Below are 17,645 nucleotides of genomic sequence, written 5' to 3' on the forward strand. Positions count from 1 at the left end.
AGGGCGAGCACTAGAAGCCTGTCTGCTCGCTCCGGCGCGATGCCAGGTTCGGCGGTGCGTTGGTGGTCGCCGGCGCGGCCATTGACCTGCATCAACGCCGAGGTGGCCGAGCGGTCTCGCGAAGTACTGCACGTACCGGATCTGTCCGCCGTCGCAGTACGGTCACCGACCAAGGTGTGGAAGGCATCGCGGGTCTCAGGGGCGGAGAGTAGAGCGCCGTCCCACCGTACCGCGTGTGAGCAGAACCTCGTGAGTGTTGCGACGAGCGGGACGCAAGTCAGTCAGGCCTTCGAGGCACCGTCCCGTGCGGCGGATCGTGGTTGGCGTCGCGGTCCTTGCGAGCGTGCGGAGCCAGCTCTAAGCTCTGACCTGGGGTTCTTCGGGGGAGGGAGGGACCATTGCGCTGGCGGTACGACAGCGATCGCCCGAGAAGCGAGATGCGCTAACTGGCATACGAGAACTTGCGCTCTGTGTCAATCGCGTGTCGGTTCCGGGGGGCCTCGTCCGACGTCGCGAGGCGACGCCTCAATGCAGGCCGCGAGCGGAGCCGTCAGGGGGCGGGGCGCGACGATTCCGGATAAGTTTGGCTGCTGCCTGTTCCAGGTAGCTGATCACGAACTCCAATGGACTGGACGTACTGGTGACTTTGACGGGATCTGCTTTGGATGACGCAACTCGTGATGAGGGACCTTCTCGGGACGCCATGACCGAGTCTCAGGTGCATCATCTTGACGAGGGCTACCTCGTCGATTTCCTCACCGACAAGCCCATCAAGGACACGCCGAAGGAGCAGGTCAGACAGCGAATTGTGCGCGTCCTCTTTCATGAGTACCAGTTCGCTCCGGAGGACATGCAGCTCGACTTCGCGGTGAAGGTGCAGTCGGAGAAAGGGCGGCGGGCCAAGAAGGTCGACATTGCGATCTTCGCCCCTGGCAGCGAACATACCGAGGCCAACCTTCGTCGTGTCGTGGTCTGCAATAAGGAGCCCAAGCGCGGCAAGAGCGTGGTCAAGCTGCGTACGTACGAGCAGATGAAGTCGGAGATGTCCGAGCTCCAAGACCTTCTGGGGGCCGAGGACTGCCCCGAGCGCAGCTGGGGCTTGTGGACCGACAACGTCGACTTCTTCTTCGTTGAGAAGGAGACCACCCGCTGGGGCGCCGACTTTCACGAGCGCGCCGACTGGCCGATGGCCGACGGTTCGGTCGGCAGCGGCCAGGTCGTGTCGGCTCAGCAGTTGCGCCGCGCCGAGCCGGAGATGCTCAAGATCACCTTCCGGCGCTGCCACAACTACGTCCACGGCAACGAAGGCATGCCTAAGGACGCCGCCTTCTGGCAGTTCCTCTACCTGCTCTTCGCGAAGATGTACGACGAGCGTGCCGTCCGCACGGGCAGCCCGCGTCGCTTCTACACCTCTATGTCCGAGCCATACAGCGACGACGGCCGTACCGCGATCCGGAAGCGAATCGTCGACCTCTTCGAGGACGTGAAAAAGCAGTACGCCGCATCGGGGCTCTTCAAGCTCAGCGATGAGATCATCCTCTCGGACCGCGCGCTGGCTTTCATCGTCTCCGAGCTTGCTCCCTACGACCTCGGCCTGACCGACATCGACGCCAAGGGGCTCGCCTACCAGGAACTGGTCGGCACCAACCTGCGCGGCGATAGGGGGCAATACTTCACTCCGCGCGGCGCGGTGAAGCTGATGATTGACATCCTTGACCCACAGGAGGACGAGACGGTCCTCGACCCCACCTGCGGTACCGGTGGGTTCCTCCATGCCACGCTGACGCATCTGCATCACAGGATGCAGGACGAGGACGGCACACGCGGCCTGCCGGACAGCCCGGAGCAGGCCGAGCGCTACCGCGATCGGCTCCGCAGGTACGCCGACGAGCACCTCTTTGGCGCAGACTTCGACCAGTTCCTCGTGCGCGCCACTTCCATGAACATCATGACCCTCGCCGACACCCCCGGCAACGTATTCCACATGGACTCCCTCTCCTTCCCGAAAGGACACCTCAGCGGCGTCGAGAAGGCTGCCAAGCGAGTGCCCCTCGCCAAGGACGGTCGCACTGGGGTCGTCGACGTATTGCTCACCAACCCGCCTTTCGGTGCGGACATCCCGATCAGCGACGAGTCTGTGCTCGGCGACTTCCGCGAGGGCGTCGCTAAGACCTGGTCGCGCGATAAAGCCTCTGGCGAGCTGATCGCGAGTCCGAACCGGCCGAACTCCATGGCGCCCGAGCAGCTCTTCGTGCAGCGGGCCATCGAGTGGATCAAGCCCGGTGGCCGCCTTGGTATCGTGCTGCCCAACGGCATCCTCTCCAATCCCGGCCCGGCCGACGAGGGCATCCGTCGGTTCATACTGCAAGAGTGCTGGCTACTGGCCAGCGTCGAGTTGCCGGTGGAGACCTTCATTGTCGACGCAAACGTCAACATCCTAACCAGCCTGCTCTTCTTGAAGCGCAAGACCTTCGATGAGAAGGCCGCTGAGAAGCTTAACGGCGCCGTTTCCTATCCGGTTTTTATGGCGGTTGCGGAGAAGGTCGGCTTCGACCGGCGTGGCAACGACCTCTACAGGCGTTCCCCCAACGGCGATCTCATCATGGAGACCTACGAGGAAAGCGAGTACCTGACCATTGGCGGCGAGAAGCGGACCCGCAGGGTGACGCGTAGCCGCCCAGTCAGGGACAATGACCTGCCGGTGATCGCCGAGCGCTACCGGGAGTTCCGTGAGCGGCACCCTGTCCCGGGAATCAATCTCCGTGATGCCCGGGGAGCGGGCGCGTGAAGGTCTCCGACATCGACAGCCCTGTCCGTGCAGACTGGTTCTTCGACCAGGGCTTGAGGCTCGACGCCACTCCCTACCTGTCGGGTGCGATCGAAGCTCGCAAACGACTTGAATCTCTGCCCAACACTGTTCGTCTCGACCGGATCACGACAGACATCCACCATGCTGGACGATTCAGCCGCAAGTGGGTGAACGACCCGGAGCACGGTGTCCCATTCTTCTCCAGTACGGACATTCTGGAAGCCGACTATTCGTATCTGCCATACATTGCCAAGAGTGCTGCGGCACAGGCGCCGGAGCTGCTGATCGAGCCTCGATGGACGCTGATCACCCGCTCCGGGACAGTGGGTCGCGTCGCCTATGCCCGCCAGGATGTGGCGGGGTTTGCATGCAGCGAGCACGTGATGCGGGTGATTCCGAATGAGTCGGAGGTCCTGCCTGGCTACCTGAACACCTTCCTACGCAGCCGGTTCGGTGTCCCAATGATCCTGGCATCGGCATACGGCGCCATCGTCCAACACATCGAACCGCACCACCTGGTTGACCTACCGGTGCCGCGGTTCGACTCCGACCTGGAGATTCGAATCCACGAGCTCGTCGAGGCGAGTGCTCACCTTCGCGCGGCGTTCCAGTCCGGGCTGGAGAGGGCTACCGAAGACTTCTTTCGCAGCGTCGGTTTGCCAGATTTGATCGATTATCGCTGGCATGACGCTGATCGAGAGCATGGATTCGAGGTCACCAACTTCGGTCCCGAGTCGATTCGGGCGCTCAACTTCTCACCCCGTGCCCGTCGAATCGTTGAGAGGCTTGCGGCAGTCGAGCATCGGCAGCTGGGAGAGATTTGCGAAGGGGGTTTGCTCGGGTCTGGTGTCCGCTTCAAGCGGATCGACGCTGATCAGCAGCATGGCGTGCAGCTGATCGGGCAGCGACAGGGATTCTGGATGCGACCGGAGGGCCGCTGGATCAGTGCACTTGCCGCGCCGCCGGATATCTTCGCGCCAGAAGAAACGATTCTGATCGCCTCTCAGGGGACACTTGGGGAGAATGAGGTCTTCTGCCGTGCGCTGATGGTGTACGGCGCATGGAAGGAACACGCCTACACGCAGCACTTCTTGCGGGTCATCAGCGGCGATGATGACGTGAGCGGCGCCTACCTATACGCATTCTTCCGCTCCGAAGTGGCGTTCCGACTTCTCCGGTCCATGAGCGTTGGCGGGAAGCAGCAGGACATTCATGCCCACCTGCGTCGCAAGATTCCGATCCCGATGGCGGCGGTGGCTGATCGAGAGCGGATCTCCGAGACGGTTCGTCAGGCGTACCGGGACCGTGACCAAGCGGACCTCCTGGAGGACGAAGCGTTGGCGTTGCTGACGGCGGCGATCGAGGGGGCCGAGGGCTGATGGCGAAGATCGTTCAGATCGGGCAGCCCGTGAACGACGCGGAGCGGCGAGTCATCGCGCATCTGCGTGACCACGGGCCGGAAGATTGGACGGTCCTGCATTCCCTGGAAATCCCGGACTCCCGCGGCCGGCTCTTCGAGGTCGACCTGGTGGTCGTCACACCGCACATGGTTTACGTGATCGACGTAAAGGGCACGTTCGGTCGGATCGATGTACAAGGGTCGCGATGGATGCCGGCCGGGCGTTCGCCGTTTCATACCCCGCTGCCCAAGTTGCGAGAGAACGCCAAGCGGCTCAAGACCCTTCTTGAGGACGCCCACCGGGAGCTCTCGCGGGTCTACGTGGATGCGGTCGTCGCGTTGCCAGCGGGCGACGCGCGGCTGGTCGATCACAACACGCCGCAGCGTGACGCTGCCTCTACGGTGAACCTGCAGCACCTGGTGGCGCTGCTCTCCGACCTCTCCCGGGTGCCGACTGGGTCGTCCGCAGTCGACGCTGACATCGCGCGTCACCATGAGACGATCGTCGAGCAGATAAGGGCGATCGGACAGGCGCCGACCGGGCCGCTGCAGTTCGGCAACTGGCTGGTGCTCGACACGCTCAGCGAGACGATCCACGCCGCTGGGATCGATGTGGTCGGGGAATACCGGGCGAAGAACGCCAACGCGGTGCAGGGATCGGGCACGGTGCGACTCGTGGTGCGCCAGGCCGACCCATATTCGCCCTCCGCCGAGCGGGAAAGGAAGCAAAGGCAGATCGGGGTCGCCTACGAGGCGCTCGGCAAGCTTTCCCCGCACCCATCGATCGTCGGAGTGCGGGATTTCTTTCCGGATCCGGAGGACCGGGGATTCGTCACGGTCTACGACGACATCCCGGGCCATGCACTGCGGCTGCACCTGGGGGAGAAGCCGGTTGAGCCCCTCACCCGCGACCGGAAGCTGCTGATCCTGCGGCAGGTACTCGCCGGCCTGGCACACGCGCAGTCGCGCCGGATCGTCCACCGGGCACTGAGTCCCGCTACGATCCTGCTCACGCAGGACGGCCGGGCGATGATCACCGGCTTCGACTATGCAAAGACCGCCCAGATGCGGGCCCACACGGTTGCCCTCGATGCGCACGCAGCGGCCGATCAGGCCTATCTGGCTCCAGAGGCAATCGCGGATCCGACGAAGATGACCGACAAGGCCGACATCTACGCCCTCGGCGTGATCGGGTTCGAGATGCTCACTGGGCATCTGCCGTTCAACTCGGTCACATCTCAGGTGAAGGCCAACGGCAGGCTACCGGAGAAAGACCTGGAGCAGGCCGATGTTCCGGCGCCGCTGCGGCACTGGCTCTCGCTCTTGAGCGCGGCCAAGCCGGAGGACCGTCCCGATGCTCGGGAGGCGATCCGGCGCTTCGAGCTGGCGATCGGTGAGGTGCAGCGGCCGAAGCGCCGTGTGACCGGTGGCGATGGCGGGCAGCCGCCGAGGCCACCCGAGCAGGCTGAGGGCGGCGAGGACGACAAGCGGAGGGATCCGTCGTTCTGGAAGAACCTCCCGCGCGACTTCGCGCTGGGGACCAAGTACATCGTGCAGCATCGGCTAGGGAAGCCGGGCGCGAGCGGTGTGGCGTACAAGGTCTTCGACACTATGCGCAACGTCGACAGGGTGATCAAACTGATCCTGCGCGACGAGGAGGACAGCAAGGAGCGAGCCCGTCGTGAAGGGATGGTGCTCACCCGGCTTCAGGACGCGACCCCACATCCGAACGTCGTGCGGATGCTCGACGTGGACGTGTTGCCCAAGCCGTACCCCTACCCGTTCCTTGTCTTCGAGTTCGTTACCGGCGAGGACCTGGGCGAGGTAATTAGGAGCCGTACTCTGACCCCGAGCGACGTGCTGAGGATCGGGCTCGACGTCGTTGAAGGACTGAAGTACCTCCACAGCCTCGACGTGTGGCACTGCGACATCAAGCCGGGCAACCTGCTGTGGGCCGAGGGAGGAGTGAAGATCCTCGACTTCGGGATCGCCAAGACCCCCGAGTCCACCCAAGGGCACACCGCCAGCACACCTCGCTACACGCCGCCGGATCTCGACCAGGTCCCGGCGAGCGCCGCGGGTTATGTCGATCGGGACCTTTACGCGCTAGGGATCACGCTGTACGAGGCCCTGACGGGCGCCTATCCATGGGATGGGGCGAGCACACCGCCACCAGCGGTCGCGGCAGAAGACCCTCGCGACCGTTTCGCCTTGCCCGGCGTTCCGGTCAAGCTGGTCGAGACGATCCTTACGGCGATCTCGCCAGAGCGGGGCAGCCGGTTCACCAGCGCCGAGGAGCTTCACTCTGTGCTGCAGATGGTCGCCCTACCATCGAAGTCGGCGAGCTTGTCGCCGCCCGTCGTTCCGGTGACGCTCGACGGCGGTGGTGGGGCCACCAGTGATCACAACCCGTTCGTCTCTTACCTGCAGACCCTCTACAGCCAGAGCCGGCGCAGCAACCGCGGTACCCGCGGCATGGACGCTCCCGACGTACGTGTCTACGTGCCCACCGCCCTTGACCTTGCCCTGACCCCGAGTGTCCTGGCCGGAACACACTCGCTGGTGGTAGTGACCGGCAACGCCGGTGACGGCAAGACGGCCTTCCTGGAGAACCTCGCCGCCACCGCGCGAGAGCAGGGTGCGGTGTTTATCTCGAAGCGGGCCAACGGTGCCGACTTCGAGCTGAACGGACGCCGGTTCCACACGAACTACGACGGCAGTCAAGACGAGGACGGTGTCGTCAGCGACGAAGTGCTCACCGAGTTCTTCCGTCCTTTCGCCGGCGATGACCAGGTCGGTACGTTGGCCGGTGAAGTCCGCCTGATCGCGGTCAACGAGGGGCGCCTCGTCGACTTCCTCAGCCACCGCATCGAGGAATTCGCCGCCCTGACCAAGATCGTCGAGGTCGGCCTGCGTGGTGAGGACGACGAACCCGGGCCTGTCGCGGTGGTGAACCTCAACCTGCGTGACGTCACCGTCCGTCCGGCCGGTGCGGTCGACGGGGAGGGGTCGGCGGGGTCGATCTTGGAGCGGATGCTTGACTCGATGGTGCGGGCGGAGGTCTGGGGGGCGTGTGAGGGGTGCGCGCTCTTCGACGGTTGTTATGCCCGGCAGAACGCCGCCACGATCGCTCACCCCGTCGTCGGACAGCAGGTCAAGGAGCGGATGCGGCGCATTTACGAGGTCGCCCAGCTCCGCGGCCGGCTGCACATCACCTTGCGTGACCTGCGCTCGGCGCTCGCGTACACGCTGACCTCGGGGCGGGACTGCGCTGAGATCCATAAGCTTTATGCCACCTCCGAGTCGGCGACGATTCTGGCGAGCCACTACTTCAACGCCTATCGCGGCGGCCCCTCGATTATCGAGCGCGACCGGCTACTCATCCAGCTTCACGGGGTTGATGTCGCTCGCCCACCGCAGCCGGTGTTTGACCGGCGGCTGGCCGGCGAGGGGCTGCTGGAGCATTACCTGATCAATGCTGCCGACCGTGCGACTCCGGAGCGGGTGCTGCTCCGCGAGCTGCATGCGGCAGTGTCCTCCGCTGATGCGAGCCCGGACGAGGTCGTCGGCTTCGTCGCGGCGGCCAGGCGGCTGTCGTACTTCGAAATGCGGGACTCTGGCGAGGCGGTCAAGATGCTGCCGTATGCCTCTGTTCAGCACTTTCTGCAGCTGCTCGATGGGCAGCGGCCGGTCCCGACCGATCTTTTCCTCACCGCTCTCAACCGCAGCGAGGGGATCGTCTCGCCCGAGCTAGCTGACGGCGGCCTTGCCATCCGTGTCCGGGACGTGGTGCGTGGAACCGTCCGCAGCCTGCGGCGCTTCCCTGGAGAGGGTTTTCACGCCAGCCGGGTAGGCACAGACGCGCACCCATACCTGGAGACTCGGCCGACCGCGCTGCGGCTCACCTATACCGACACGTCGCGGGACGGCGTGCCGCCTGCGGAGCTGCGGGTCGGGCTTGACCTTTTTGAGCTGGTCGAGCGGTTCCGCCGCGGTTACCAGGCAAGCATCGACGATGATCAGGGGTATGCCCTGGCACTGACCGTGTTCAAGAATCAGCTCGCTGCCGTGCCGTACCGGGAAGTTCTGCTGACAGTCGATGGGTCCTCGATCCACACCGTTCGCCGCGACGACGACGGCGTTCTCCACTTGATCACACAGGCGGCGCTCGTGCCCGAGACCGAAGAGGCGGAATGGCGCTAGATAGCAAAGATCGCGCCTTTCGATGCGACGCCATCAGTCGGATCGACTACAAAACCCTCACTATGGATCGCGTCCTGACGGCGTTCCTCGCCCGCCTGTGGCACGGGGGAGTGACGAGCCGGATGCGCCGGGCCACCGACCTCGACGTCGATGCCTACGTAGAGCTGCTCGTCGACGATAAGACCGGCAAGTTCGTGGGGTTCGCTGTTAACGAGGACATCAGCCGCCGCTGGGTTGCTACCCATGTGCTGGACCTGGTCAACCGTGGCCGAGCCACCGAGGCCGTGGCCGGCCCACGGCCGCTGCATGGATTCGCCTACCGGCTCCGCAATGCGGCCCGGTCGCGTCCCTACGGTGCCGACGAGCAGCTGTACGAGCTCGTCGCCATTAATGACGTCGCACTTCAAGGGCTCAAGGAGTTCTTCTTCTCCGACATCGACCCCGCTACCGGCGAGGCCGTCTCTGGCCCGGACATCGACGTGGAGTCTCAGGCGCTGCTCAACATGGTCGAGGCGACCCAGGGCAAGGCACAGGACCGGCCGGGTGACGCCAACCGTCGTGAGCAGAGGCAGATGTGCCGCCAGCCAGCCGAGCTGCTCGGTGAGGACGTCCTGCGGCTCCTGCTACACCGCCAGTTCATGCCCCGCACCGTGCTGGTCGAGCACCTCAAGATCCTGCTCTCCTTCCACCTCGCTCTCTACCACCTGCGGATGTTCAAGCTCGTTCCTGCCGCCGTCCGCGACAGTGCCGTAGATCGCGCGTGCACCACCGGTCACCAGCATGGCGAGAAATGCCGTTATCGGCCGCACATCTTCGTTGACCTCGTTGGCTCCGAGACAGGGTTGCCGGCGGCGTACGCGACCAAGAGCGCCGCGACGTGGTACGGGAGGCTGCCACAGTTCGTCCGCGGAACCTTCGCGGTACTCAAACTCACCGACTTCGCCAAGGACCTTCAGCGGCAGGGCAAGTTTTCCATGCCGCCCGGCAAGGAGGATCTGCCCGCAACCGACGCGATCGGTCTACTCGACGACAAGTACAAAGCCGATCGGGAGATCTTCTTCGACATGCGGGTACGACGCATCCTCGATGACGAGGAGGAGCCGCTCGCCCCGGAGGTGCAGACAATCATCGACCTGGGGCTCTCGCGGTTCGAGACGTACCTAGAGCTGATCATGCACTACCGCGGAGCCTTCCAGCGCAAATACCTGGTTGACTGCCTCGATTCGATGTTCCTCAAGGGCCGTCCAGGGGAGTTGCTGACCCAGCCGCGCGGCAAGTCCAGGGCACGCCGCTTTGTGCTCGACTCCCGGCTCCTTGAGGTATTGCTCCAGGTGTGCCTAGTGCAGCACGACAAGGATGGTCGACCGCGGACTCGTCCGATGCGGGTCGACGAGGTCCTCGATACACTTCGGACCCGATACGGGATCTATATAGATACCCTCCCGATCGAGGACGGCTTCCACGGACCTGACCTGCCCGACCAAACTGCGTTGCGTGCCAACACTGCCGCTTTCGTGGACCGACTCCGGGAGATCGGCTACTACCGCGACCTCTCCGACGCCTACCTGACCCAAACCGTGACCCCGCGCTTCACCATCGGCGCCAACCCGGAGAGGACCCCGCGTTGACGGTGCCCGCGGTCGGACTGACGGAACCCACTGCCGCCGATGTGCGCAGCGCACTGGAGGAAGTGCTCGTTCCGCACTTGCTCGGTCTGTTGTCGGCCCGTCAGCCTGGGCACTGCATGCGCGTTACCGAGCTCGACGGCGGCCTCAGCTCACGGCTGGTCACCCGCTTGCGCACTGCCACCATGCCGGGCACCGTTGTGTGCCTGCTGGCCGCCGACGAGGAGGTCGCCAACGGCGATGACACGCTCGTGACCAGCACTCAGCTCGTCGAGCTGCGCAACCGGCCTGTTAACGAGTCGTCCGGGCCGCTCCTGGTCTTCGTGCCGCCCGGGTTGCGGGCGAGCGCTGAGGACTCCTTCGGCGTCGCGACATTCGAGGAGATCGAGGTTGGTAACGCTTACACGATGCTGCGCGAGGAGCTGATGGGTCGGATCCCAGCCGCACTGCGGGACAAGCTTGGGAAGCTTGCCACCATATTGGGCGGCAAGAAGGACGGCCGCTCCACCGACCAGGCCTGGGTACGCTACCTGCTCACCGTTGCCGCGAACGACTACGAGGTCGATGCGGCCGGAGCCGCGGTCTACTGCTTCGGGCTTGTCCCTGACCTTGCCCTTTTCACGTCGGGTGACGAGGTGCCCGAGCGTGTCGGGCGCAATCGTGTTCATGTCGACGATCTCAGCCGTGGTGAGATCGACGAACGTCAGCGCGTGCTTTCCCTAGGGTTGCCCGACCTCTCCTTCACCGCCAGCCTTGCTCGGTTCGCAGGGAAGGTCGGGCTCGAGGATCGCAACGTATGGACCCGACGAATTATCATCGACCGGGACAGCCGGGGACTCACCTTTGACAAGTGGCCGGCGCCAAGCGAGCGGGAGATCGCGCTCAAGGTCGACGTCCACACGATCGCCCTGCCCGTCGTCGGCGACGACCCCGGGCACCTCAAGCGGTACCCCACCCTGGAACGCCTCGCCGGCCAGCCATATCTCATCGCCGGCCCGAGCGGGGCAAAGGATGTCGCGGTTGCTTTCACCGTCGACCCCGCACTCACGCCGACGGATGGACTTCTGAAGCTGCGGGTCGAGCTGGTCTCCGAGGACGGCACACCGACTGGCAAGGCCATCAATGTCACCGCCGGAGCGCGGCCGAAGAGCGCCTACAAGGGCACCATCCGAAACCTGCGCAAGGCCCAGCTCGACGAGGGCTGGCACCGGCTTATGGTGACCCCCATCGCCGAGACCGATCGTCGGATCGTTGTTGCGACGGGTTCGGGGCAGAGTGAGTTGTTCTACGTCGTCAACGCCGACGACGATGAGGAGCCGCCAGAAACGCGTGCCCAGCGCCACGAGAGCCTCACGCATGCGATCGAGCGGCTCTCCTTCGGCCGGCTCGTCGACGGCCGCCCCGAACGCGAGCTCACCCCTGGGGAGGCCTCGTGGGTCATCGGGTCCCGCTCCTCGTCGTACGCCAGCGCCAACATCCACGTCCCTGGCGGCGGCAGCGTCGAGATCAGGCTGTCGCGGCTGCTGACCCAGATCGAGCGCGACACCCTAATCAGCCCTCGCGAGTTGGGGATCTGGCAGCTCGCGCTCGGTCAGGAGGGGGCCCCATCTGCGCCGGTCCGCGACGAGACCCCGTGGGTCGATGCGCTCGGGCCCGCGGCCGAAGGCGCGTTCGGCGAGTTCATCGACGTCCGGGACGCCCTTTTCGCCGCCATCGCGAAAGTTGACGGACGCGACGAGAGCGAACCGATCGGCGTTGTTGAGACCGTCTACGTCCCAGCCCTGAGTGCCGAGATGACCGCCTACGCGGCCAGTTTTCAGAAGATGATCGCCGAACAGGCCGCGTATGCGAGCTCAGTCACGGCAAGCGAGCAAGGTGCTGCGCTGCGCGCATTGGCAGGGCTTCAGCAGATCGATGCGGTCGCGGTGCGCTATCTCGATGCCCTCGGCAACTTCCACCGTATCCTGCTAGTCGGCCCGACCCATCCGCTAAGACTGTTGTGGGTCTCAGGCTGGTGCGGTGTCGCGAGCACGTGGCGCAAGGAGCTCGCCGAGCACACCAAGGAGGCCGCCGCCGACGCGGAAGCTAGCTTCTTCGACCGGCTCGACCCGCTCGGTTTCCCCTTCGCGGTGCCCCGCCAGGACAACCACGCCTTGCTCGTCGCTGTCGGCAATCTGACCCCGTTCTGGACCGTGCTCGTCCATCCGCGAACGGACGACGCCGTCGGGCTCCTCAATAGGGTCGGCACCGCGCTCGGCGTGCCTGATGTACCTCGTACGGGCAGCAGCGGTGCCCAAGCCGCCGTGGTTCTCGCCGAGCGCGTCGAGCGGTACGTACGCCAGCATTCCTACGTCCGCACGCTGGTCATCAATGTGATCAACCCCGGCGACGCCGGCCTGATCGTAGAAATGCTCCTCGATCTCCAGCTCCGCGCCGCGACGAAGGAGCTCACCTACGACCTGCGGCTGTGCACGCCTCAAACCGCGATGCCCGGCATAGGCGAACAGCTGGCCGAGCTGACCCGATCCGACAGCCGCTTCAACAGCGACGAGGCCGACGCCTTCAGTGCACGTGGTGGCAGCAGCGTGCCGAAGCTCGCCTACTCCATCCGCTCCATGGAAGAGTTCGAGGAGCGCCCCAGCGAGTTCGAGGCCCACCTAACCATCTTCGTCGATGCCTTCTCCGGCGAGGAGCACGAAACAGGCCCGCTGAACGAGATCGCCCACCCGCCGGCGTACGGACTCGTTCAGCACGCCACCACCGCCTTCGACGTCAACGATGACGGCACCAGCGTCACCTGGCGCAAGACTCCCGTCTTCGCCCGGCCCGGATCGGCCGCGAACTCCCTCGGCGACCTGCTCGCCGAACTCCCCCGGACGCTCGCCCTCGCGTCGGCGTCCGTAGCTACCGACGGTACCGCTTCCGGCCATGTCCCCACCACGACGCTCAACCTCGACGGCCAGCAGCGCTCGTTACTGCACCAAGCCCACGACGTCAGCGATTGGGTGGTCATCATTGACCGTACCCTTGGTCTTGAGTACTTTGACCGCGCCACTGACGCCACGCGCCGCAGCGATTTCGTGATTGACTACATCGCTGGCCGAGTCGGGCTCGGCCGCCAGGTGCTGGTCAGCTCGCGCAAGATCGAGGAGCTCCGCGGGCTGCTGACCGCGGTGGTCAGCGACCACGGCGTCGCGGTCGAGGACCGGCACTTGCGGACCTTCTTCGAACAGCTTCGACTGCTTTCGGGAAGCCTCGCCTTCAAGCTCTCCTCGGCGGCCCGCAACCAGCGCTCCGAGGTCCTCGGCCTCGCGTTGGCGCGGCTCTACCTCGAGGGCCAGCGGGCCCTCGGAGACCAGATCGTCATTCCCCTCGATGCCCACCAGGAGCTGTACGCCGAGGCACGTCGCCGTCCCGCGGTGGAGAGGTCGCTGCGGCGTACCGACCTTGCGTTGATCTCGTTCGACGCGAAGGCGCGGACCATCACCTGTCGACTGGTGGAGGTCAAGGCGTACTCGGCGATCCGCAATGTCACCGACTACGGGGTGCTGCAGCAGTCGATCATCGACCAGGTCGAGACCTCCCGGGCGGTGCTGGCTGCGCAGTTCGATCCGAACATGCACGACCCCGACCGGGTCGACCGCGCCGTGAAGAACGTTGAGTTCGCCGAGCTGTTGCGTTTCTACCTGGAGCGCGCCGAGCGTTACGAGATGGTCGGCCGCTCCGTCAGCACGCACGCTCGCCGTCTCCTGCAGACCCTCGATGACGGCTTTACGCTCTCGTTCGAGCGGATCGGGCTCATCTTCGAGCTCGCGGGGGACGGTAGCGAACCGGAGATCGTCGACGGGGTCGAGTTCCACCACATCGGCCGCGATGAGATCGACGAACTACTCGACGCGATCCCGACAAACCTCGACCGCCCCGGCGATGGCACCGAGTCGTATGCCACGACGGTTCCAGCCCTCACCCGCACGCGACGGGAAGACGCCGCCTTCCGGGCGGCGCCCCTCGAGGCTATCGATGACGTGGCGCCAGCTGAGGCTGACGAAGTGCAGACGAGTCGTAGTGGGCAGGCTTGGCAGGAGCCTCTCAAAGGGACGCCGACGGCGCCCACTGTACTCACAACAGGTGCTACCGCTGAATCCGTCGCCGCGTCAGTTGCATCCGTTACCAGTGGCGAACAAGCAACGGGTTCGGAGCCAAGAGACGCGGAGAAACCCCAAGATGCAGTGCCGTCGATTCTGGTCGGCACCAATGGGACCTCGCCCCAATGGGCAATGCTCGGCGAGGTTGCTGGCGGGCAGAAGACCGGCCTCGACCTCAACGAGACCCATACCATCAGCCTCTTCGGCGTCCAAGGGGGTGGCAAGAGCTACACCCTGGGATCGCTCATTGAGGGTGCCACTCTGCCTGCCTCAGGAATCAACGAACTGCCCCGCCCGCTTGCGACCATCGTGTTCCATTACAGCCGCACTCAGGACTACGCACCCGAGTTCACGTCGATGATTGAACCCAACGATCAGAACGCGCAGCTAGCGATTTTGCGGAACCGATACGGTGCCGAACCCACGGCCCTGGAAGATGTAGTGCTCCTTACTCCGGTCGCCCAAATGGTGGAACGACGCGCTGAGTTTCCGGGCGTTGACGTACAGCCGCTGCTCTTCGGGTCCGAGGAGCTCCAGGCCGCACACTGGTCATTCCTGCTTGGTGCGGTTGGGAATCAGGCAATGTACATACGTCAGCTCAAGCAGATCTTTCGTGCCAACCGGACGTCGCTGAGCCTCGACACGATCCGGCGCGGCGTCGGCGCCTCGACGATGGCCGACAACATGAAGGACCTCGCCTTCCAGCGCCTCGATTTGGCGGCCGAGTACATCGACGACTCGGTGCGGATCTCTGACTATGTCCGCCCTGGGCGGCTGATCATTGTCGACTTGCGCGACGAGTACATCGAGAAGGACGAGAGCCTGGGGCTCTTCGTTGTCCTCATGCAACTCTTCGCTGAGGCAACCGACACGGATGGCCGATTCAACAAGCTTGTCGTCTTCGACGAGGCTCATAAGTACATCGACAGTCCTGACCTCGTTGATGTGCTCGTCGAATCGGTCCGGGAGATGCGGCATAAAGGTATGAGCATCCTGGTGGCCAGCCAGGACCCGCCATCGGTCCCGACCTCGCTGATTGAGCTCTCTGACGTCGTCATCATGCACAAGATGACGTCGCCCGCTTGGCTGAAGCACATCCAGAAGGCCAACTCCGCCTTGACCGCGCTCCGTCCGGAACAGCTGGCGCGCCTGCAACCAGGTGAAGCCTATGTGTGGGCTGGAAAGGCCTCAGTGTCGGCCATCACACACTCGGCCGTCCGGATGACCTTGCGACCTCGAATCACCAAGCATGGAGGCCAGACCAAGACAGCGACCGGCTGACCTGAACGTCCCAGCTGGTAGGGCAGGGTGAACCACTCGCCCGAGTTGGGAGGGCGACGTTCAGGGTGACATCCCGGCGAGGTCGGTGCCAAAGAGCAGACCGCATGCATTTGGAGTCAAAGCGACGTGACTCGTCAGCGGTTGCGTCACGCAGCGGCAGCGGGCCAGCTCGCGGACGTACGAAGCACGCAGCCAGCAGAGCCAGTATTGGAGAATCATGCGTCTGTCGGTCGACACAATCTGAAGCAGCTGGCATGGAGATTTAACGTACACAGCACACACGATCACCTATTTAGCCGAGCGATCTTCGTCGCCAGGGACTGGGCTGAGAGCTGCGGTGACACCTCGGAGGGCCCACTGTCCGGTCTCAACGTTCTGTGAACGGTCCAAGCGGGCCACCTCAACGACGCTCTCGCATCTGCTGAGCGACCTCGGCACGGCCGGTCCTCAATCGTCGCGGTGATCTGGAACTCACAGGCCAGTCGCGCAGTCACAACAGCGACCGCCCAGAGTCAGCGCCCGACGCCGCCATAGGCGGTTGGAGAAAGAGGTAGTCACTTGGGAAGTCACAGACACCGACAAGCACTATTCCTCCGCTGATCCGTCCGCCGCGAGCCGGCGGAAGCCGAGATAGGTGACGAGAGATTGAGGGAGCGGGATCGATCCGTCTTCTTGCTGGTGTTGCTCGAGCAGGGCGGCCATGGTGCGACCAATTGGAAGGCCGGAACCATTGAGGGTGGCGACCAGTTTTGGTTTGCCGTCGGCGGCTCGGGTGCGGATATTGGTGCGGCGGGCTTGGAAGGTGCCGAAGTTGGAGACTGAGGAGATCTCGCGGTAGGTGTTCTGGCTGGGGAACCAGACCTCGATGTCGTAGGTGAGTTGTGCTGAGAAGCCGGTGTCGCCGGCGGCGAGCATGACGACCCGGTAGGCGAGGTCGAGCTCTTTCAGGCATGCCTCGGCGTGGCTGAGCATGTTCTCGAGTTCGGCGTCGGCTTGCTCGGGTTCGACGATACGGACGATTTCGACCTTCATGAACTGGTGCTGGCGGATCAGTCCGCGAGTGTCGCGGCCGTATGAGCCGGCCTCGGACCGGAAGCACGGCGTGCTTGCCGTCATGGCAATCGGCAGGTCTGCGGCCGGGATGATCTCGTCGGCGTACAGGTTGGTCAGTGGGACTTCCGCTGTGGGGATCAGGAATAGGTCGCGGTCGGCGACGTCGGTCTTGAACAGGTCTGCCTCGAACTTCGGCAACTGTCCGGTGCCGGTCATCGTCTTTCGGCTCACGAGGTAGGGGACCGAGTGCTCCACATAGCCATGGCGGCGGGTGTGCAGGTCGAGGAAGAGGGTGGAGAGCGCCCGTTCGAGTGCTGCCCCCGCTCCGCGAGTCACTGCGAAACGCGGCCCGGACAGTTTGGTGGCCCGGGCGAAGTCGAGAATCCCTGTCGCCTCTCCGAGGTCGACGTGGTCCTTCGGGGCGAATGCGAATGTGGGCGGGGCTCCGACACGTCGGATCTCGGTCGCGAACTCGTCTGAATCACCGTCGGGTGTCCGGTCGTCCGGCAGGTTCGGGATGCTCAGCAGGAGAGTGGTGAGTTCCTCTTGGACATGTTCCTGGTCGACCTCGATCTCTCGGATTTGATCCTTGTGCTTGCGCGCGGTCTCCTTCAGGGCCGAGATGTCTCCGCCTTGTCGTGCCGTCGCCTGAACCTCACTGGCAACCCGCTTCGACTCTGCTCGCAGCTCGTCGATCGAATGGATACCCCGGTTCCGCCGAGACTGCAGGTCCATGAGTATGGACAGGTCCAGGCTGTAGCCCCGACGAGCCAATCGACGGACCGCTTCGGGACCCATCTCGATGAGAGCACGAGCATCATGCATGGCGAGATTCCTTCATTTCCTGCAGTTGATACGAGACGTCGAAGTTAGCAGTCAGGCCAATTTCCGGGCGCGGGATTTATTGGCTGTCCTCGCGCAGCGCGCTGTTGCGTAGCGGGAGGACGCTGATGTCCTCGACTGGCCAGTGGGCGTAGGTCTGGGTGCTGCCGATCTTCTCCCAGCCCCATCGTTGGTACATCGCGTGTGCCTGAGCACCTGGTCGTGAGGTAAGGCTGGCGAATGCTTCTGGCCGGCTAGCTAAGAGAGCGTCGACCAACTGGCGTGAGTGGCCGCGGCCGCGAGCCTCC

The 17,645-nt window shown here is 64.4% G+C and carries 6 protein-coding genes; 5 read left to right on the plus strand and 1 reads right to left on the minus strand.

Annotation, left to right across the window (positions count from 1 at the left end; translation table 11 throughout):
• Positions 1 to 703: 703 nt before the first annotated feature.
• The 5 genes from mads2 to mads8 are packed head-to-tail and all read left to right on the plus strand — an operon-like array spanning position 704 to position 15,462.
• The gene (gene mads2, locus ABD231_RS23880) at positions 704 to 2,788 is read left to right on the plus strand and encodes a methylation-associated defense system DNA methyltransferase MAD2 (protein WP_344156050.1); all 2,085 of its coding nucleotides are present in this window, start codon (positions 704 to 706) and stop codon (positions 2,786 to 2,788) included.
• On the plus strand, positions 2,785 to 4,188 hold the full coding sequence (gene mads5 / locus ABD231_RS23885; RefSeq protein WP_344156053.1) for a methylation-associated defense system restriction endonuclease subunit S MAD5: 1,404 nt from the start codon (positions 2,785 to 2,787) through the stop codon (positions 4,186 to 4,188). The genes mads2 and mads5 overlap by 4 nt, the downstream gene beginning before the upstream one ends.
• A complete protein-coding gene (gene mads6 / locus ABD231_RS23890) occupies positions 4,188 to 8,411 on the plus strand; it encodes a methylation-associated defense system protein kinase MAD6 (RefSeq protein ID WP_425554200.1) in 4,224 nt (1,407 codons plus the stop codon). The genes mads5 and mads6 overlap by 1 nt, the downstream gene beginning before the upstream one ends.
• Positions 8,402 to 10,039, plus strand: coding sequence for a methylation-associated defense system protein MAD7 (mads7, locus tag ABD231_RS23895; protein ID WP_425554201.1), 1,638 nt, complete (start codon positions 8,402 to 8,404; stop codon positions 10,037 to 10,039). Before mads6 ends, mads7 begins: the two co-directional genes overlap by 10 nt.
• 2 nt (positions 10,040 to 10,041) lie before the next feature.
• Positions 10,042 to 15,462 (plus strand): methylation-associated defense system ATP-binding protein MAD8, encoded by a 5,421-nt coding sequence (gene mads8, locus ABD231_RS23900; protein WP_425554212.1) that lies wholly within the window; start codon positions 10,042 to 10,044, stop codon positions 15,460 to 15,462.
• A 585-nt stretch (positions 15,463 to 16,047) separates the two neighbouring features.
• Here the strand turns inward: mads8 and serS are convergent.
• On the minus strand, positions 16,048 to 17,340 hold the full coding sequence (gene serS / locus ABD231_RS23905) for a serine--tRNA ligase (protein ID WP_344156064.1): 1,293 nt from the start codon (positions 17,338 to 17,340) through the stop codon (positions 16,048 to 16,050).
• Positions 17,341 to 17,645: the final 305 nt, after the last annotated feature.

Source organism: Kribbella yunnanensis (assembly GCF_039529655.1).
Lineage (GTDB): Bacteria > Actinomycetota > Actinomycetes > Propionibacteriales > Kribbellaceae > Kribbella > Kribbella yunnanensis.